This window comes from Mycobacterium sp. E787, assembly GCF_001668725.1.
GTDB lineage: Bacteria > Actinomycetota > Actinomycetes > Mycobacteriales > Mycobacteriaceae > Mycobacterium.
In genome coordinates, this window is record NZ_LZKL01000122.1 from 1 (window position 1) to 17,856 (window position 17,856).

The 17,856-nt window shown below is 68.9% G+C and carries 19 protein-coding genes; all 19 read right to left on the reverse strand.

Annotation, left to right across the window (positions count from 1 at the left end; genetic code table 11):
• Positions 1-159 precede the first annotated feature (159 nt).
• The 19 genes from A5705_RS23840 to A5705_RS23930 all read right to left on the reverse strand — a co-directional run bounded on the left by A5705_RS23840 (position 160) and on the right by A5705_RS23930 (position 17,797).
• On the reverse strand, positions 160-711 hold the full coding sequence (locus A5705_RS23840) for a histidine phosphatase family protein (RefSeq protein ID WP_068280406.1): 552 nt from the start codon (positions 709-711) through the stop codon (positions 160-162).
• The gene (locus tag A5705_RS23845) at positions 708-1,463 is read right to left on the reverse strand and encodes a CbtA family protein (RefSeq protein ID WP_068280409.1); all 756 of its coding nucleotides are present in this window, start codon (positions 1,461-1,463) and stop codon (positions 708-710) included. Before A5705_RS23845 ends, A5705_RS23840 begins: the two co-directional genes overlap by 4 nt.
• Before the next feature lie 4 nt (positions 1,464-1,467).
• A complete protein-coding gene (locus A5705_RS23850) occupies positions 1,468-1,683 on the reverse strand; it encodes a CbtB-domain containing protein (RefSeq protein WP_067871757.1) in 216 nt (71 codons plus the stop codon).
• Between the two features lie 147 nt (positions 1,684-1,830).
• Positions 1,831-2,211 carry a YbjQ family protein gene (locus A5705_RS23855; RefSeq protein WP_067871760.1) on the reverse strand — a complete coding sequence of 127 codons (381 nt, stop codon included), beginning with the start codon at positions 2,209-2,211 and terminating at the stop codon, positions 1,831-1,833.
• Between the two features lie 122 nt (positions 2,212-2,333).
• Complete coding sequence (gene clpC1 / locus A5705_RS23860; RefSeq protein WP_067871763.1) at positions 2,334-4,868, reverse strand: ATP-dependent protease ATP-binding subunit ClpC; 2,535 nt, start codon at positions 4,866-4,868, stop codon at positions 2,334-2,336.
• A 273-nt stretch (positions 4,869-5,141) separates the two neighbouring features.
• Positions 5,142-5,480 (reverse strand): histone-like nucleoid-structuring protein Lsr2, encoded by a 339-nt coding sequence (lsr2, locus tag A5705_RS23865; protein WP_036363110.1) that lies wholly within the window; start codon positions 5,478-5,480, stop codon positions 5,142-5,144.
• A 113-nt stretch (positions 5,481-5,593) separates the two neighbouring features.
• Positions 5,594-7,105 (reverse strand): lysine--tRNA ligase, encoded by a 1,512-nt coding sequence (gene lysS / locus A5705_RS23870; protein ID WP_067871766.1) that lies wholly within the window; start codon positions 7,103-7,105, stop codon positions 5,594-5,596.
• Between the two features lie 168 nt (positions 7,106-7,273).
• Positions 7,274-8,098, reverse strand: a complete 825-nt coding sequence (locus tag A5705_RS23875; RefSeq protein WP_067871769.1) for a type III pantothenate kinase — start codon at positions 8,096-8,098, stop codon at positions 7,274-7,276.
• Positions 8,099-8,100: 2 nt separating this feature from the next.
• A complete protein-coding gene (panD, locus tag A5705_RS23880) occupies positions 8,101-8,520 on the reverse strand; it encodes an aspartate 1-decarboxylase (protein WP_067871771.1) in 420 nt (139 codons plus the stop codon).
• On the reverse strand, positions 8,520-9,449 hold the full coding sequence (gene panC / locus A5705_RS23885) for a pantoate--beta-alanine ligase (RefSeq protein ID WP_067871774.1): 930 nt from the start codon (positions 9,447-9,449) through the stop codon (positions 8,520-8,522). The genes panD and panC overlap by 1 nt, the downstream gene beginning before the upstream one ends.
• On the reverse strand, positions 9,446-10,357 hold the full coding sequence (locus A5705_RS23890; protein WP_067871777.1) for a Rossmann-like and DUF2520 domain-containing protein: 912 nt from the start codon (positions 10,355-10,357) through the stop codon (positions 9,446-9,448). The genes panC and A5705_RS23890 overlap by 4 nt, the downstream gene beginning before the upstream one ends.
• A gap of 126 nt (positions 10,358-10,483) precedes the next feature.
• The gene (locus A5705_RS23895; protein ID WP_067871780.1) at positions 10,484-11,791 is read right to left on the reverse strand and encodes a DUF6779 domain-containing protein; all 1,308 of its coding nucleotides are present in this window, start codon (positions 11,789-11,791) and stop codon (positions 10,484-10,486) included.
• Positions 11,792-11,878: 87 nt separating this feature from the next.
• A complete protein-coding gene (locus A5705_RS23900; RefSeq protein WP_067871783.1) occupies positions 11,879-12,355 on the reverse strand; it encodes a DUF3180 domain-containing protein in 477 nt (158 codons plus the stop codon).
• Positions 12,355-12,882, reverse strand: coding sequence for a 2-amino-4-hydroxy-6-hydroxymethyldihydropteridine diphosphokinase (gene folK / locus A5705_RS23905; RefSeq protein ID WP_067871786.1), 528 nt, complete (start codon positions 12,880-12,882; stop codon positions 12,355-12,357). Before folK ends, A5705_RS23900 begins: the two co-directional genes overlap by 1 nt.
• On the reverse strand, positions 12,879-13,280 hold the full coding sequence (folB, locus tag A5705_RS23910) for a dihydroneopterin aldolase (RefSeq protein WP_067871789.1): 402 nt from the start codon (positions 13,278-13,280) through the stop codon (positions 12,879-12,881). The genes folK and folB overlap by 4 nt, the downstream gene beginning before the upstream one ends.
• On the reverse strand, positions 13,273-14,076 hold the full coding sequence (folP, locus tag A5705_RS23915) for a dihydropteroate synthase (protein WP_067871863.1): 804 nt from the start codon (positions 14,074-14,076) through the stop codon (positions 13,273-13,275). The genes folB and folP overlap by 8 nt, the downstream gene beginning before the upstream one ends.
• A gap of 29 nt (positions 14,077-14,105) precedes the next feature.
• A complete protein-coding gene (gene folE, locus A5705_RS23920; protein WP_067871792.1) occupies positions 14,106-14,738 on the reverse strand; it encodes a GTP cyclohydrolase I FolE in 633 nt (210 codons plus the stop codon).
• 15 nt (positions 14,739-14,753) lie between these two features.
• Positions 14,754-17,150 (reverse strand): ATP-dependent zinc metalloprotease FtsH, encoded by a 2,397-nt coding sequence (gene ftsH, locus A5705_RS23925; RefSeq protein WP_067871795.1) that lies wholly within the window; start codon positions 17,148-17,150, stop codon positions 14,754-14,756.
• A 230-nt stretch (positions 17,151-17,380) separates the two neighbouring features.
• The gene (locus A5705_RS23930) at positions 17,381-17,797 is read right to left on the reverse strand and encodes a VOC family protein (RefSeq protein WP_082956662.1); all 417 of its coding nucleotides are present in this window, start codon (positions 17,795-17,797) and stop codon (positions 17,381-17,383) included.
• Positions 17,798-17,856: the final 59 nt, after the last annotated feature.

The following is a 17,856-nucleotide window of genomic DNA, read 5'->3' on the forward strand; positions in this document are numbered from 1 at the left end:
CGCTGCCCGGCCAACTCCGCCAACTCCTCAAACAACACCGCCAACCGCTCTTTATGGTTCACCCCCAACCGAGGCGGTGCCGTCGACAACATGACCCCATCATCACAGCCGGGTACGACAAAAGTCGGCCGCCCACCCCGCGCCCGGCATGACCGCCAGTTACAAACGCAGCGTCCAGCGGCCGTTGCGGAAGTACAGCACGGTGCGGCTTGCAGGCGCGATGTCGATGCGCCAGAACGACTTCGGGGGCGCATCGAGGCTGTGCAGGATGGCAGCCCGGATCACCGCCGGATGCGTGACCGCCACCGCGGGCGCTGTGTCGTCGGCCAGTGAATCCAGCCAGCCGGCCACCCGCTGCATCAGGTCGACGATGGATTCACCGCCGTGCGGCGCCCGCGCCGGATCGGTCAGCCACGTCTCGAGGTCCGCGGGGCCGACGGCCCGCAGCGTCTGCCCGCACCAACCGCCGCAATCGAGATCCGCCAGCCGCGGCTCGGTCGCGGCGCGCAGGCCGAGCAGTTGCGCGGTTTCCCGGGCGCGCTGCTCGGGCCCGCAGAGCTGACGGGTGCCGTCCTGAAGGTCAAGGCGCCCAGCCTTTTTGACCTGCCGACGACCGATGCCGTTGAGCGGCTCATCGGCGGGAAAGCGTCCGGCCGCCATGGCGTCGGTCATTGCGTGCGCCACCAGGGTCAGCCGGACGACGTCGGTCACGTCGCGTGGCTCGGTTCCGGTGCGCTGCCGACCCGCTCCCCGAGCAGCCGAGCGGTGAGCGTGGCGAAGACCACGCCGATCGTGGCCCACAGCACCAGCTGCGTGGCGAGCGATAGCAACCTGAATTCGTAGAGGACGTCGGCGGGAAAGCCGGGCGGCGTCTCATCCACGCTGGGCAGCGGCACCGCCACCGCCGCGACCGCCGCGACATAGGTACCCGCCGCGAGCAGCCGCCCGCTCCACACACCGAACCGGGCCGTCAGTCCCCGGGCCAGCCACGCGGCGACGACCGCCAAAGCCACCGACGTCACCACCATCATCAGGTACCAGCCGGTGCGGGCCTGGATCGTGTCCGCCTGACCCACCGCCGGCGGATTCGGCGGGTACTTCACGAACGGCACCAGGTAGACCGCGCCGAATGCGGCCGCCGCCAACAGCAGGGAAAGTGGCTGCGGCCCAACGTTAGTCGCGCGCGCGGACACCACACAGAACAGCACGCTGAACAGCGCGCCCATCGCCAAACCGAAGATGAGCACACCGAAGCCCAACCCGGCGGTGGACTGCACCCCCCGGGTGAACAACTCGGCGCCGTGCTCGTGCAAGCCACGCGCACCCAGGGCGTCGATTCGTCCGTCCTCGAAGGCGATCGCGCGGCCGATCACGGGCTCGGCGCACAGGCGGGCGAACGCGAAAGCCAGCACCGCGCCGACGGCGCCGGCCACCAGGCCGCGTCCGATCAGACGCTTCTCCACGATCTCAGTGACAGGGGAAGCCGAGCAGATGGCGGGCGTCGTGCACGAACTCGTGCACGTGCGAATCGCTGCCGAACAACGACAGCGCCCCTTGGTCGATACCGACGAAGTACAGGGCCAGCAACGCCAGGAAGACGGTTGCCGCCAACCAGACCGCGGCACTCGCCGCCGACAGGCCAACCGACCGGGCACGGGTATCGGTCGGGTGGGTGTTCGTCACTTGTTGACTCCTTCCGGGATTTCGCGTCCCGCTCGGGGGTGGTGACGGACTCCGGGTCTGACTGTGACAGTGGCGCGACCGTTCTGGAGTTTCACCAGAATTCCGTTGTCCATCGAAAACGTAAGCGTGGTCAGTCTAGACCGCGGATCACTGTTGCGGCGTCGCGGCGCCGTAGCCGAGCTGGCCCGCGGTGTACTTGGCGGCGTCGGTGACCGGGACCGCCTGCACCGCCGTGCCGTAGGCGCAGATCTCGGTCCAGACGTCGCCGATCTCGGTCGTGTCGAACCGCATCGCGACGATGGCGTTGCCCCCGCGGTTGCGCGCCTCGGCGATCAGGCGTCCCATCGCTTCGTTGCGGCTGTCGGCGAGGTTCTTGGTCATGCCGGCCAGCTCGCCGCCGAACATTGCCTTGAAGCCCGCGCCCATCTGGGAGAAGGCGTTTCGCGAGCGGACGGTCAAACCGAACACTTCGCCGCAGACGCGCTGGATGTCCCAGCCCGGAAGGTCGTTGGTGGTCACGATCAGCACAGGCGGGCCCTTCCATGCGAAACGGGCGGTTAATCCCGTCAGAGATTAGTCCGATGGCGGCGACCCGCTTCGCCCGGCTCCGCCGCGCTCGCGATCGCCACGCCGCCCGTTTGCTGCAATCGCTACTGCGTTTCCGGCGCGCTGTGCGCCCCGGCCTTGGCCAGGTCCGGCTCGACCGGCGGCTTGCGCGTCCCGGTGAACGTGAACACCGCGTCCTCACCGGCGCCCTCGCCGTCCCAGTTGTCGACGTCGACGGTGACGACCTGGCCGGGTCCGACCTCCTCGAAGAGGATCTTCTCGGACAGCTGGTCCTCGATCTCGCGCTGGATGGTGCGCCGCAGCGGGCGGGCACCCAGCACCGGGTCGAAGCCGCGCTTGGCCAGCAACGACTTGGCCTTGTCGGTCAGCTCCAGGGCCATGTCCTTGCTCTTGAGCTGGCCGGCGACCCGGCCGATCATGAGGTCGACCATCCGGATGATCTCGTCCTTGGTCAGCTGGTGGAAGACGATGATGTCGTCGATGCGGTTGAGGAACTCCGGGCGGAAGTGCTTCTTCAGCTCGTCGTTGACCTTCTGCTTCATCCGCTCGTAGTTGTTCTCACCGCCACCCTGGGTGAAGCCCAGGCCGACCGGCTTGGAGATGTCGGACGTGCCGAGGTTCGAGGTGAAGATCAGCACGGTGTTCTTGAAGTCCACCGTGCGGCCCTGGCCGTCGGTGAGCCGGCCGTCCTCGAGGACCTGCAACAGGCTGTTGTAGATCTCCTGGTGGGCCTTCTCGATCTCGTCGAACAGCACCACGGAAAACGGCTTGCGCCGCACCTTCTCGGTGAGCTGGCCGCCCTCCTCGTAGCCGACGTATCCCGGCGGGGCGCCGAACAGCCGCGACGCGGTGAACCGGTCGTGGAACTCGCCCATGTCGATCTGGATGAGCGCGTCGTCGTCGCCGAACAGGAAGTTGGCCAGCGCCTTGGACAGCTCCGTCTTACCGACGCCGGACGGGCCGGCGAAGATGAACGACCCCGACGGCCGCTTGGGGTCCTTCAACCCGGCGCGGGTGCGGCGGATCGCCTTGGAGACGGCCTTGACCGCGTCCTCCTGGCCGATGATCCGCTTGTGCAGTTCGTCCTCCATGCGCAGCAGGCGGGTGGTCTCGGCCTCGGTGAGCTTGAACACCGGGATACCGGTCCAGTTGCCGAGCACCTCGGCGATCTGCTCGTCGTCGACCTCGGCGACCACGTCGAGATCGCCCGAACGCCACTGCTTTTCACGCTCGGCCCGCTGGGCCACCAGCGTCTTCTCGCGATCGCGGAGGCTGGCCGCCTTCTCGAAGTCCTGGGCGTCGATCGCCGATTCCTTCTCCCGGCGTGCCTCGGCGATCTTCTCGTCGAACTCGCGCAGGTCTGGCGGCGCGGTCATGCGGCGGATCCGCATCCGGGCGCCCGCCTCGTCGATCAGGTCGATCGCCTTGTCCGGCAGGAACCGGTCGTTGATGTAGCGGTCGGCCAGGGTGGCCGCGGCCACCATCGCGCTGTCGGTGATCGACACCCGGTGGTGCGCCTCGTAGCGGTCGCGCAGGCCCTTGAGGATCTCGATGGTGTGCTCCACCGTCGGCTCCCCGACCTGCACGGGCTGGAAGCGGCGCTCCAGCGCGGCGTCCTTCTCGATGTACTTGCGGTACTCGTCGAGCGTGGTGGCACCGATGGTCTGCAGCTCACCGCGGGCCAGCTTGGGCTTCAGGATGCTTGCCGCGTCGATCGCGCCCTCGGCGGCACCGGCCCCGACGAGCGTGTGCAGCTCGTCGATGAACAGGATGATGTCGCCGCGGGTGTTGATCTCCTTGAGCACCTTCTTCAGGCGCTCCTCGAAGTCACCGCGGTAGCGCGAGCCCGCCACCAGCGAACCCAGGTCGAGCGTGTAGAGCTGCTTGTCCTTCAGCGTCTCCGGGACCTGGCCGTGCACGATGGCCTGCGCCAGGCCCTCGACGACGGCGGTCTTGCCGACGCCGGGCTCGCCGATCAGCACCGGGTTGTTCTTGGTGCGCCGGCTCAGCACCTGCATCACCCGCTCGATTTCCTTCTCGCGGCCGATGACCGGGTCCAGCTTGCCTTCCATCGCGGCGGCCGTCAGGTTGCGCCCGAACTGGTCGAGCACCAGCGACGTGGACGGGCTGCCCGACTCGCCGCCGCGGCCTCCGGTGCCGGCCTCCGCGGCCTCCTTGCCCTGGTAGCCGCTCAGCAGCTGGATCACCTGCTGGCGCACCCGGGTCAGCTCGGCGCCCAGCTTGACCAGCACCTGCGCGGCCACGCCCTCACCCTCGCGGATGAGGCCGAGCAATATGTGCTCGGTGCCGATGTAGTTGTGGCCGAGCTGCAGCGCCTCGCGCAGGCTCAGCTCGAGCACCTTCTTGGCCCGCGGCGTGAAGGGGATGTGCCCCGACGGCGCCTGCTGGCCCTGGCCGATGATCTCTTCGACCTGGCTGCGGACGCCCTCGAGCGAGATCCCCAGCGACTCCAGCGACTTCGCCGCGACGCCCTCGCCCTCGTGGATCAGGCCCAACAGGATGTGCTCGGTGCCGATGTAGTTGTGGTTGAGCATCCGGGCCTCTTCTTGCGCCAGGACGACGACCCTGCGGGCACGGTCGGTAAATCTTTCGAACATCGCTGGTTACCTGCTCTCCCTGCCATCGGTACTGTGGTCGGCTCTTGTCGGCCCCTGCGTACCTGCCATCCACTGTAATGGTCGGCCTGCCGGGGTTCCTAACGTTGCTGTGCCCGACGGTCCGGGCCGCATCCCCCGTGAAATACAGGCGCAACACATAAACGAGGAAAACCACCCAGGCGTTTCCGTATCGGCGGGCGATCTTTTCGCCGCCAGCGAAATGAAACGACCGGCGCCCGGGTCTCCTGGACCCGGGCGCCGGTCGGCAGCGTGTCAGGTCGCCGCGTGGAACGCGTCGATGACGTCCGCCGGGATGCGGCCGCGCGTCGACACGTTGTGCCCGTTGCGGCGGGCCCATTCCCGGATCGCGGCGCTCTGCTCGCGGTCGATGGCTCCACGCCCCCGCCCCGAACCCGACCGCCCGCGGCGACGTCCGCCGACGCGGCGTCCCGCCGCAACCCATTGCTTCAAATCGTTGCGCAGTTTCGCGGCATTCTTGGACGAAAGATCAATCTCGTAGGTCACCCCGTCAAGCCCGAATTCAACCGTTTCGTCGGCCGCGCCCGCACCGTCGAAATCATCGACCAAGGTGACGGTCACTTTTTTCGCCATTAGCTTACCCTCGCGTTTCGTCCTGAGCAGTTGCTGAGCAGTTTGGATTCACTCCCCAAGGAACCAATCTGCCATAACAACGCAGCATACTCAATCCGGACGCAACCGGTAACTCAACTGGAGTGCGGCCGCACAATCGGGAACAAAACCGTCTCCCTAATTGACAGCCCGGTCAAGGACATCAGCAACCGATCGATACCCATTCCGGTTCCCGTGCACGGGGGCATCCCATACTCGAGCGCGGCGAGAAAGTCTTCGTCAAGCACCATGGCCTCGTCGTCGCCGGCGGCCGCCGCACGGGCCTGCGCAGCGAACCTCTCGCGCTGGATGACCGGGTCATTCAGTTCGGAATACCCGGTGGCGAGTTCGACCCCGCGGAGGTAAAGGTCCCACTTCTCGGTCACGCCCGGGATGCTGCGGTGCTGTCGCGTCAAAGGCGTTGTCTCGACAGGGAAATCCTTGACGAAGGTCGGTGCGGTCAGCGCGTTGCCCACCGCGTGTTCCCAGAGTTCTTCGACCAGCTTGCCGTGCCCGTAGCCGCGGTCGCGGGGAATCTCCACACCCAGCTTGTCCGCGATGGCCCACAGCCGGTCCACCGCGGTCTCGGGCGTGATCTCCTCACCGAGCGCCGCCGACAGCGACGGATACATTTGTATCGATGCCCATTCTCCGTCTATGTCGTAGACGCTGCCGTCTGGCAACGGCAGTTGTCGGGTTCCGATCGCCTCGTCGGCCACCTCTTGAATAAGCTCGCGCGTGACGATCGCCGAATCGTCATAGGTTCCGTAGGTCTGGTAGGTCTCCAGCATCGAAAATTCGGGAGAATGGGTCGAATCGGCCCCTTCGTTTCGGAACACGCGATTTAGCTCGAAGACCCTGTCGAATCCGCCGACGACGCAGCGCTTGAGGAACAGTTCTGGCGCGATCCGCAGGTAGAGATCGATGTCGAGAGCATTGGAATGGGTGATGAACGGCCGAGCCGCGGCGCCGCCGGCCAGCGTCTGCAACATAGGTGTTTCGACTTCGGAAAACCCGCGCCGTTCCAACGCGGTGCGAATCGCGCGGATAACGGCGATCCGCTGCCTGGCCACCGAGCGGGCCTGGGGGCGGACGATGAGGTCGACATAGCGCTGCCGGACCCGCGACTCTTCGTTCATCTCCTTGTGCGCGACCGGCAGCGGCCGCAGCGACTTGGCCGCCATCCGCCAGGAGTCGGCCAGGACGGACAACTCGCCGCGGCGCGAGCTGATCACGTTGCCGTGCACGAAGACGATGTCGCCGAGGTCGACGTCCGTCTTCCAGGCGTCGAGCGCCTGCCGGCCGACCTTGTCGAGGCTGACCATGACCTGCAGGGTCGTGCCGTCGCCATCCTGGAGTGTCGCAAAGCACAACTTGCCGGAGTTGCGGGCGTACATGACCCGACCGGCGACACCGACGACGTCGTCGGTGGCGGTGTCGGTCGGCAGGTCGGGGTGAGCGGCGCGCACCTCGGCAAGGGTGTGGGTGCGTTCGATGGCCACCGGGTAGGGGTCGACCCCCTCGTCCAGCAACCGAGCGCGCTTGTCCCGGCGGATCCGATACTGCTCGGGAAGGTCGGTCTCGGCTTCCGGGGGCTCAGATGTCACGACGTGCCAGCTTAATTGAGGCCATCGAGAGGCAATGCATGTGCTCTCAGGGCTTTCACTGTGCGTTCAGGGCTTTCAGTGTGTATAGGGGACGGAAAATGCGCCCGAATCGCTGCCAGGATTCACACTCAACGCCGTCGATTCACACACGACGCGGAAAGCCGGGCGTCAGCGGGCCGTCTTCAGCCGGCCGCGCTGGGCGTCCCGGTTGCGTTCGAAGACGAGCCGCAGGCCGTGCAGGGTCAGGTGCCGGTCGTAATGGGCGACGGTGTGCAGTTCCGGCAGCAGCAGCGGCGCGGTGTGCCCGGTGGCCACCACCGCGACCTGATCGCCCAACTCGCCGGAGAAACCGTCCACGTCCTCGCGGATGCGCTGCACCAAACCGTCGACCAAGCCGGCGAACCCGAACACCGCGCCGGCCTGCATGCACTCGACGGTGTTCTTGCCGACCACCGACCGGGGCCGGGTCAGCTCGACGCGGCGCAGCGCCGCGGAGCGAGCCGCGGCGGCATCGGACGAAACCTGTACGCCCGGGGCGATGGCGCCGCCGAGAAACTCGCCCTTGGCCGACACCAGGTCCACGATGATCGAGGATCCGAAATCCATGACGATGGACGCCTTGCCGAACTGGTGAAACGCGGACAGGCAGTTGACGATCCGGTCGGCCCCGACTTCCTTGGGGTTGTCGACCAACAGCGGGATACCAGTTCGTATCCCCGGCTCGATGAGAACTTGCGGCACCGACGGCCAGTACTGGTCGAGCATGACGCGCACCTCGTGCAACACCGACGGCACGGTCGACAGCGCGGCGGCGCCGGTAAGCCGCTCGGAATCCTCGCCGATCAGGCCGTCGATCGTCAGCGCGAGTTCGTCGGCGGTGACCTCGGACTCGGTGCGGATCCGCCACTGCTGCTCGACTTTTGCGTGCTCCTTGGAGCCCGAGATCAGTCCGACGACGGTGTGCGTGTTGCGGACGTCGATGGCCAGCAGCACGGCTACCGCGCGCCGATCCGAGGGTCTAACAGCTCTGCGGCGTCGGCCGGCACGAACGCCGGATCGTCCCCGAGGTCGATCGGCTTGTTGTCGGCGTCGACGAACACGATCCGCGGGCGGTAGGCGCGCGCCTCCGCGTCCTCCATCGTCCCGTAGGCGATCAGGATCACCAGATCGCCGGGGTGCACGAGATGCGCTGCGGCGCCGTTGATTCCGATCACGCCGCTGCCGCGTTCCCCGGTGATCGCATAGGTGACCAGCCGGGCGCCGTTGTCGATGTCGACAATGGTCACCTGCTCGCCCTCCAGCAGGTCGGCGGCGTCCATCAGGTCGGCGTCGATGGTCACCGAGCCGACGTAGTGCAGGTCGGCCTGCGTGACGGTGGCGCGGTGGATCTTCGACTTCAGCATGGTGCGTAACATCAATTCCTCCAAGGTTTTTGGGCGTGTCCGTCCGGCCCCACGGGTGCCGGCGAAGTTCCGATCTGAATTGCGACGTTGTCGAGCAGTCGCGTGGTGCCCAGCCGGGCCGCGACCAGCAGCCGGCCGGAGCCACCCTCGCGCAACGGGCCGAGTTCGGCGTCGCGCAGCTCCAGGTAGTCGAGCACGAGGCCGGGCGTGGCGTCGAGCACGGCGCGGGCGGCGTCCAGCGCGGCCGCGGGCCCGTCGGTGGCGGCGTGCGCCCCGGCCGTCAGCGCCGCCGAGAGCGCCACGGCCAATTCACGTTGCCCGGGGTCGAGGTAACGGTTGCGCGACGACATCGCCAGCCCGTCGGGCTCGCGGACGGTCGGGACCCCCACGACGGCCACGTCGACGTTCAGGTCGGCGACCATCTGCCGGACCAGCACCAGCTGCTGATAGTCCTTCTCGCCGAAGAACACCCGGTCGGGGCGAACGATCTGCAGCAGCTTGCACACCACCGTCAGCACCCCGGCGAAATGGGACGGCCGCGGGCCGCCCTCGAGTTCGGCCGCCAGCGGGCCGGGCTGCACGGTGGTGCGCAGTCCGTTGGGGTACATCGCCGCGGCGGTCGGCGCGAACACGATCTCGACGCCTTCGCCGCGCAGCAACGCCACGTCGTCGTCGAGGGTGCGCGGGTATGCGTCGAGGTCTTCGCCCACGCCGAATTGCAGCGGGTTGACGAAGATCGATACCACGACCACCGAGCCGGGAACCCGCTTGGCGGCGCGCACCAGCGCCAGGTGCCCGTCGTGCAGGGCGCCCATGGTGGGCACCAGCATCACCCGCCGGCCGGTGTGGCGCAGCGCGCGGCTGACGTCGGCGACGTCGCGGGGTGCCGAATACACGTTGAGCTCGCCCGGATTGAACGCCGGCTTGCGTGGGGCCGTCATCGCGCCAGCACCTCGACGACATCCTCGGGGGCGTGCGCGCGCCGGGCGGTGCGCAGGGCATTGACCCGGTAGGCCCCGGCCAGCTCCGGGTCGGCCTCGGCGAGGGCGGCCAGGTGCTCGGCGACCGCAGCCGCATCGCCGCGGGCGACCGGCCCGGTGAGCGCGGCCTGGCCGCGCTGCAGCGTGTTCTCCAGCGCCGCCCGGGCCAGCGGCCCGACGATGCGTTCGGCGAGGCCGCCCGGCTGGTCGTCGACGATTTGTTGCCCGAGCAGTTCGCTGCCGCGCAGCGCGGCCCGCAGCGCCTCGAGCGCGTCGGCGAGGACAGTCACGATGTGGTTGCCCGCGTGCGCCAGCGCGGCGTGGTACAGGACGCGGGCATCCTCGCGAACGCAGAACGGCTCCCCGCCCATCTCCAGGACGAGCGACTGCCCGATCGCGTACCCGACCTCGTCGGCCGCGGTGATCGCGAAACAGGTGTCGGGCAGCCGGCTGATGTCCTCGTCGGAACCGGTGAACGTCATCGCCGGGTGGATCGCCACCGGGATGCAGCCGTCATGGGTCAGCGGCGCGAGGATGCTGACGCCGTTGGCTCCGGACGTGTGCACCACGATCGTGCCAGGCCGCACGGACGAGGTCGCCGCCAGCCCGGACACCAGGCCGGCGAGCTCACTGTCGGGAACCGCCAAGACCAGCAGCTCGGCGTTGGCGGCCACATCCGGCGGCGACACCACCGGCGTATCGGGCAGCCGGCGCTGAGCCCGCTGCCGCGACGCGCGGGAGACGCCGCTGCACGCCACCACCACATGGTCTGCGCGCTCGAGCGCGACGCCCAGCGCGGAGCCCACCCTGCCCGCGGAGATGATGCCCACCTTGAGCCTGGCCGGGCGCAGTCCGTCGAACTGCCCCATCGCAGACGACCTCACAGCTTTCTTTGGTTCGTTCCGGTCCACTGCTCGGGTACCGGACGGTCACCAAGACTTTAATCGATCCGTCACGCCGAGCCCAACGAAAGCCGGTGTGAGGAAGCTCCCAGGTCAGCCGTCGCGCCGGCGGCGCCGTCCGCCACCGGACGGCTGGACCTGCAGGCGCGCCAACAGGTCGGCCACCGACTGGCCACCGCTGGGCGGCCCATCCGGCGCCTGCTCGAGGGGATCGGCGCCGCGATGCCGCGCGGCCGGCTCGGCCGCCGGGGGCGGGGCCATCTGCGGTGGCGGCGGGGCGACGGGCGGCGGCGGCATCGGGTGGGGAGGTGGCGGCGCCGCGGCGGCCGGCGCGCTCGCGGGCTCGCTCGGGCCCCCGAAGTCGCGCACGCCGTACTCGCGGTACTCCGCCGAATGGCGCGCTCGCGCCCGCCGACCGGATTCGCCGTACGGCGGTGGCTGAAGGTGCTCGAACGGCGAGCCGTCCAGGGTTTCCTGGGAGCCTTCTCGGGAGCCGTAATGCCGCGCGCGCCGCCCCGCCGTCGGCTCGCCGCCGGGCGCGTCGGCCCCATCGGGGGCCCAGCTGGTGCCCGGGGGCCGCCACTGTGCCTCGGCGGGGGCCGGCTGCCACTCCCGCGGCAGCGGCGACGGTTCAGGTTGCGAGGGCGGCGGAGGCGCGAATCGCGGCTCGGGCGGCGGGGTCATGTACGGCGGCTCTTGTGAAACCTGGTATCGACCGTCCTGCGGGCCGTCGTATTGCACGCGGACACGCTCCCGCGGCGGCGGCTGCCGCGGCGGGAGCAGCGGTTCCTCGGGCACGTCGATGATCGCGGCCTCGTCGTCGCGGCCGGGCGGGTTGTCCTGGGTGACCGATGTCACCCGATCGCTGGCAACCCAATCCCGGTTGCCCTCGCCGTTGCGGTCCCAGTCGCTGTAGGCGCGGGTGCGGGGCGCCTCGGTTTCGACCGTCTCCAGCGCGGGGTGGTGCTGCAGGTCGGCGTCGAACAGGATCTCGAGGCTGGTTCGCAGCGCGCTCAGCTCCGCGCGCAACGCCGCCAGGTCGTCGGCGGCCTGGGCGCGTAACTCCGAGGCCAGCTCGCGACGCAGCTGGGACTCGACCGTCAGCTCGTATTCGCGCCGGGCCGAGATCTCCCGATCCAGCTGAAGGTCGTAGACCAGCTTCAGGTCGCGCACCCGGGACTGGTCTGCGTCGCTTTGGCGACGATAGAGCACCGAAACGAAGGCGCCTGCGACTGCGGCCCACAGCGCCAGGATTACAGCGAGCTTGAGGAGTTCCACCCGATTGGTGAAAACCAGTGCGGAACTGGCCCCCATCGCGAGGACCAGCAACGCGGTCAAGAGCACCCACCCCGGCCTGCGGCCGCCGCGCCGCACCCGGGCGCCGCGGGACAGAACGGTCATGGCCTGAGAGTACCTGCGCGAGGTCACTCCGCGTGTCGCGCGGCACCGGCGATTCTCACCCGGGGCGTCGCGCCGCCTCCTGGTGGGCTACGTCTCCGCGCCCTCGCCTTGGTCCGTCGGATCCTGCGGGGACTTGCAGCAATGCTGCAGCCACAGCGCGGCGACGACCAACGCCAGCGCGCTGACGGCGGCCACCACCGTCCCGGTGGTGTCCTCGGCGGCGACGCGCAGCCACGACCGCCGCGGGAAGAAGTACACCAGCACGCCGATCCACCAGCCCAGCACCAGCGCGCCCACCCAGGCCGACGCCTTGGCCACCATCACGCTGCGCGCCACCGCCAACGGATGCAGCCAGCCGGGCCCGGCGCCGATTTCGCCGTCGTTGATCTTGGCCCGTACGTAGCGCGCCCACAGCGCCTCGGCGATGGCCACGGCCAGCAGCGACAGGCCGGTCCACACCGTGATGGGCGGAAACCACCGGTACAGGGTGATCACCAGCAGGTAGCCCACCACCGCAGCGCCGACGACCGCGGCCGTCAGGTCACGTTTTCTGGTGGGACCCATCAGCTGTGCTGTCCCGTGATCTCCAGCCTCAGCCCCGAGGGCCGGACCCCTTCCCGGTCGGCCGGATCGAGTTCGGAAAGTAGTTGCGCGATCGGGCGCGGCCCTTCGGCGACCGTCAGCTCGGCATCCGGCTGGATGGCCAGCCACGGCACCAGCACGAAGGCCCGCAGGTGGGCCAGCGGGTGTGGGAGCGTCAGGTTGGGCTCGCGGGCGATCACCTCCGTTTGGCCGTAGCAGGCGATCAGGTCGACGTCCAGCGTGCGCGGGCCCCAACGCTCGCCGCGCACCCGGCCCGCGGCGCGCTCGAATTCCTGCGCCCGGCGCAGCCACGCCTGCCCGTCGCACGCCGGGTCGTCGGCGATGAGCACCGCGTTGAGGAACGGGGCCTGCTCGACGCGGCCCCAGGGGTCCGTCTCATACACCGGGGATACCGCGACCACCGCCTCGCCCAGCCCGTCGACGACCGACTGCAGCCGGGCCAGCCGGTCGCCGAGGTTGGAGCCGATGGACAGCACGACGCGGGTCATACGACGCCGCCCGCCGGGATCACCGAACCGCGGCCGCCGCGCCGCGACCGCCGAACCACCACGGCGACGTCGGCGAACCGGTGCGGGATGGGCGCCTGCGGCTTGTGCACCACCACCTCGACGGCGTGCACGCGCCCGTCCCCCATCACCCGGTCGGCGATCTCACCGCCGACCGCCTCGATCAGCTGACGTGGCGGACCCCCGACGACGTCGGCCGCCAGCTGGGCCAGCGCGGCGTAGTCGTAGGTGTCGGACAACGCGTCGCTGGCCGCGGCGTCGGCCAGGTCGATCCACACGGTGATATCCACGACGAAGTCCTGCCCGGTCGCGCGCTCATGCTCGAAAACGCCGTGTCGGCCACGAACTGTTAAGCCGCGCAACTCGATTCGATCAGCCATCGTTTCCCGTCCAGGCCTCGACGACCTTGAGGGCATCGACGGAGGCGCGGACGTCGTGTACGCGCACACCCCAAGCCCCGTACAGCGCGGCCAGCGCGGAAATCACGGCGGTCGCCGTCTCGCGCCCGTCGGGCGGTCGCGGCGAGCCGTCCGGCCCGGCCAACAACGTGCCGAGGAACCGTTTGCGTGAGGCACCCAGTAGCACCGGCACCCCGGTGGCGACCAGCTGTGGCAGCGCGTGCAGCAGCGCCCAATTGTCTTGTCCCGTCTTGGCGAATCCCAGACCGGGGTCGATCACCAGCTGGTCGGGATCGACACCCGCGGCCACCGCGTCGTCGACGCCGGCGAGCAACTCGGCGCGCACCTCGGCCACCACGTCGCGGTAGTGCGGCGTCCGATGCGGTCGCTGCGACGACACCGACCGCCAGTGCATCAACACCCACGGCACGCCGGCCTCGGCCAGCAGCGGCGCCATCGCGGGGTCGGCCCGTCCACCCGACACGTCGTTGACGATGCGCGCGCCGCTCTGCAGCGCCGCCCGCGCGACGTCGGCGTGCATCGTGTCGATGCTCACGGTGATGCCCTGTGCGGCAAGCTCTTTGACGACGGGCACCACGCGGGAGGTCTCGACGCGGGGGTCGACGCGAACGGCGCCGGGCCGGGTCGACTCGCCGCCGACGTCGATGATGCCGGCGCCCTCGGCCGCCATCGCCAGACCATGGGCGACGGCGTCGTCGGCATCGAGGTAGCGCCCGCCGTCGGAGAAGGAGTCGTCAGTGACGTTCAGCACTCCCATCACCTGCACGGGCTGAGTCTTCAGAGGGCTCACTTGCGCAGGATCAGGTCGAGCGCTTCGGCCCGGGAGGCGGGACTGGTTTTGAACATGCCGCGTACCGCCGACGTCGTGGTGACGGCGCCGGGCTTGCGGACACCGCGCATCGCCATGCACAGGTGCTCGGCCTCGACCACGACGATCACGCCGCGCGGATCCAGCTTGTTCACCAGGGCATCGGCGATCTGGCTGGTGAGCCGCTCCTGCACCTGGGGCCGCTTGGCGTACAGGTCCACCAGCCGGGCGATCTTCGACAGGCCGGTCACCCGGCCGTCCTTGCCGGGGATGTAGCCGACGTGGGCCACCCCGTGGAACGACACCAGATGGTGCTCGCAGGTGGAGTACAGCGGGATCTCTTTGACGATCACCATCTCGTCGTGGTCCTCGTCGAACATCGTGTTCAACACGGTGTCGGGATCGGTGTAGAGCCCGGCGAACATCTCGCGGTAGGCACGGGCGACGCGGGCAGGGGTGTCCTGCAGGCCGTTGCGGTCCGGGTCTTCGCCGATCGCGTAGAGCAACTCGCGGACCGCCGCCTCGGCGCGCTGCTGATCGAACGCCCGTATGCGTGGAGTCGTTTGGCGGGTATCCGTGCCCAAATCCGGCCCCAAATCCGGGAGAGCCATCGAATCCTCCGTTCGTCAGCCGTGGGCCGGCGGGTTGGACCGGCTCACGTCGTCATCCTGGCGGTTTGGAGACTTTCCGGCATCCGGGTTCGGTTGAGCCGGAGGCGGATAGGGCGGATACGGCGGGTAGGGCTGGTGGGTCGGATACCCCTGGCCGTGGGGGCCCTGCTGGCCCGGATAGCCCGGCGCCGGCTGCGGCCAATACGGCTGCTGCGGGGGCGGCGTAGGGCCCGGGGGCGGCGGATACCAGTAATTCGGCTGCTGCTGGTGTTGCTGTTCCTGCGGCGGCCATCCCGGCGCATACCAGCCCGCCGGGGCGCCGTAGTCGGGCTGCGTGGGGCCATGCGGGGCGGGCTGCCGGTTGCCGTCTCCCTGGCCGCCGTGAGAACCGTTGCCGCCGTTGGCATTACGGGCAGCCTCGGCCTCGGCGGCCTGGCTGGCGCGGGCGATGGCCGCCTTGAACGCCGGCTCCTGCACCGGCGGCGGCCACGGCTCACCCCGCTCCATGGCCAGCTCGCCGGGCGTCTTGATCGGTGGCTTGTCCGACGGGATCCGGCCGCCGAAGTCGTCGAACATCGTCAGCCTCGGCCGCTTCTCGACCCCGGCGAAGATGCCCTCGAGCTCGGGCCGGTGCAGGGTTTCCTTCTCCAGCAGCTCGCCGGCCAGGGTGTCGAGCACGTCGCGGTATTCGGTGAGGATCTCCCAGGCCTCGGTGTGCGCGGCCTCGATGAGCTTGCGCACCTCGTCGTCGATGTCGCGGGCGACCTCGTGCGAGTAGTCCGCCTGCGTTCCCATGGTCCGGCCCAGGAACGGGTCGCCGTGCTCGGAGCCGTATTTGACGGCACCCAGCTTGGAGCTCATGCCGAACTCGGTGACCATCGCGCGCGCGATCTTGGTGGCCTGCTCGATGTCGGACACCGCGCCGGTGGTCGGCTCGCGGAACACGAGCTCCTCGGCGGCGCGCCCGCCCATCGCGAACACCAGCTGGGCGATCATCTCCGACCGCGTGCGCAGGCCCTTGTCTTCCTCCGGCACCGCCACCGCGTGCCCGCCGGTGCGTCCCCGCGCCAGGATGGTCACCTTGTAGATCGGCTCGATGTCGGGCATCGCCCACGCCGCCAGCGTGTGCCCGCCCTCGTGGTAGGCGGTGATCTTCTTTTCCTGCTCGCTGATGATGCGGCCCTTGCGGCGCGGCCCGCCGATGACCCGGTCGACCGCCTCCTCCAGCGCGGCGCCCGTGATGACGGTGCCGTTCTCGCGGGCGGTCAGCAGCGCCGCCTCGTTGATGACGTTGGCCAGGTCCGCGCCGGTCATGCCGACCGTCCGCTTGGCCAGCCCGTCGAGGTCGGCGTCGGGACCGATCGGTTTGCCCTTGGAGTGCACCCGCAGCACCGCGCGCCGGCCCGCCATGTCCGGGTTGGTCACCGGGATCTGCCGGTCGAAGCGGCCGGGCCGCAGCAGCGCGGGGTCGAGGATGTCCGGGCGGTTGGTGGCCGCGATCAGGATGACGCCGGTGCGATCGCCGAAACCGTCCATCTCGACCAGCAACTGGTTCAGTGTCTGCTCACGCTCGTCGTGCCCGCCGCCCAGGCCGGCGCCGCGCTGGCGCCCGACCGCGTCGATCTCGTCGACGAAGATGATGCACGGGTTGTTCTGCTTGGCCTGCTCGAACAGGTCGCGCACTCGTGAGGCGCCGACACCGACGAACATTTCGACGAAGTCGGAGCCGGAGATGGTGAAGAACGGCACCCCGGCCTCACCCGCCACGGCGCGGGCCAGGAGCGTCTTGCCCGTTCCGGGCGGCCCGTAGAGCAGCACGCCCTTGGGGATCTTGGCGCCCAGCGCCTGGTACCTGCTGGGGTTCTGCAGGAAGTCCTTGATCTCGTAGAGCTCCTCGACCGCCTCGTCGACGCCCGCGACGTCGGCGAACGTGGTCTTGGGCATGTCCTTGTTCAGCAACTTCGCCCGCGACTTGCCGAATCCGAAGCCCATCCGGGCGCCGCCCTGCATCCGCGAGAACATCACGAACAGGCCCACCAGCAACAGCAGCGGCAGGACGTAGACCAGCAGCTCGCCCAGGATGCTGCCCTCGTTGACGACGGTGCTGACCTTCGCGTTCTTCGCGGTGAGCGAATTGAACAGGTCTACTGCGTATCCGCTGGGGTATTTGGTGATGACCTTGTCGGAATTGTCGGTGTCCTTGCTGCCCTTTTTCAGGGTCAATCGCAATTGCTGCTCGCGATCGTCGATCTGCGCGCTCTTGACGTTGTCGCCGTTGATCTGCGCCATCGCCACCGAGGTGTCGACGGGCTTGTAACCGCGGGTGTCGTCGCTAAAGTAAAAAAACGACCAGCCCAGCAGCACCACAACGGCGATCGCCGTGAGCGTGCGAATCACGTTTTTCCGGTTCATCAATCATCGGCCTCGTCGGCCAGGTCCTTCCGCGATACACGAAGCTGGAAAAGTCCAGGCTACCGCTAGTGTCGATCGCCAGTCCCGGCAGAGCCGGGGCGCAGCGGGTCGGCACCATCGGCCCGGTGTCGATCGCCAGTCCCGGCAGAGCCGGGGCGCGATCTTGCTATGACAACGACCGGCGGTTCCCGGTGCGGTTCCCGGCGTGGCAAATCACACACCGTCGAGCCTCACTCGTAATAGCGCGCTTCCACCACATTGCCGTCGGGGTCGGCGAAGTAGTAGCCGTGCGGCGCCCACCCGCGAGCCCCGTAGCTGTGGTCCAGCCGCGCGCTGGTGTCAACTCCTTCTTCCTGCAGGCGCCGATCCAACGCGTCGTATTCGGATTTCGACATTGCCAGGCAGACGTGGTTCACCGGATGGCCGGCGCTGCCCGCGACCTTGGTGAGCGACTCGGTGCCGGAGATGTTGGCCGTCGACAGGAGATCGATGATGGAGTCTTCGCACACGCGCACGCTGGGAAATGGCGCTTCCCCGGCCTGGAACTCGCCGAACCGCACCGGCGCCAGCCCGACCACCCTCGAGTAGAAGTCCATCGACGCTTGCGGATCCTTCGTCCATAAGACGACGTGGTCTAGGCGCTTCACGGTAAGCCCACCTCTTCCGGGTACGGCCAAGGCTCAGAAGCGATGTCTACCAGGCCGCC

Excerpts from the sequence above, each read along its gene's own strand:
- ftsH (WP_067871795.1), bottom strand. The coding sequence starts at position 17,150 with ATGAACCGGAAAAACGTGATTCGCACGCTCACGGCGATCGCCGTTGTG.
- folB (WP_067871789.1), bottom strand. The coding sequence starts at position 13,280 with ATGGCTGATCGAATCGAGTTGCGCGGCTTAACAGTTCGTGGCCGACAC.
- A5705_RS23900 (WP_067871783.1), bottom strand. The coding sequence starts at position 12,355 with ATGGGTCCCACCAGAAAACGTGACCTGACGGCCGCGGTCGTCGGCGCT.
- folK (WP_067871786.1), bottom strand. The coding sequence starts at position 12,882 with ATGACCCGCGTCGTGCTGTCCATCGGCTCCAACCTCGGCGACCGGCTG.
- panC (WP_067871774.1), bottom strand. The coding sequence starts at position 9,449 with ATGACGGCCCCACGCAAGCCGGCGTTCAATCCGGGCGAGCTCAACGTG.
- clpC1 (WP_067871763.1), bottom strand. The coding sequence starts at position 4,868 with ATGTTCGAAAGATTTACCGACCGTGCCCGCAGGGTCGTCGTCCTGGCG.
- panD (WP_067871771.1), bottom strand. The coding sequence starts at position 8,520 with ATGTTACGCACCATGCTGAAGTCGAAGATCCACCGCGCCACCGTCACG.
- folP (WP_067871863.1), bottom strand. The coding sequence starts at position 14,076 with ATGGGAGTGCTGAACGTCACTGACGACTCCTTCTCCGACGGCGGGCGC.
- A5705_RS23895 (WP_067871780.1), bottom strand. The coding sequence starts at position 11,791 with ATGACCGTTCTGTCCCGCGGCGCCCGGGTGCGGCGCGGCGGCCGCAGG.
- lsr2 (WP_036363110.1), bottom strand. The coding sequence starts at position 5,480 with ATGGCGAAAAAAGTGACCGTCACCTTGGTCGATGATTTCGACGGTGCG.
- folE (WP_067871792.1), bottom strand. The coding sequence starts at position 14,738 with ATGGCTCTCCCGGATTTGGGGCCGGATTTGGGCACGGATACCCGCCAA.
- A5705_RS23890 (WP_067871777.1), bottom strand. The coding sequence starts at position 10,357 with ATGGGGCAGTTCGACGGACTGCGCCCGGCCAGGCTCAAGGTGGGCATC.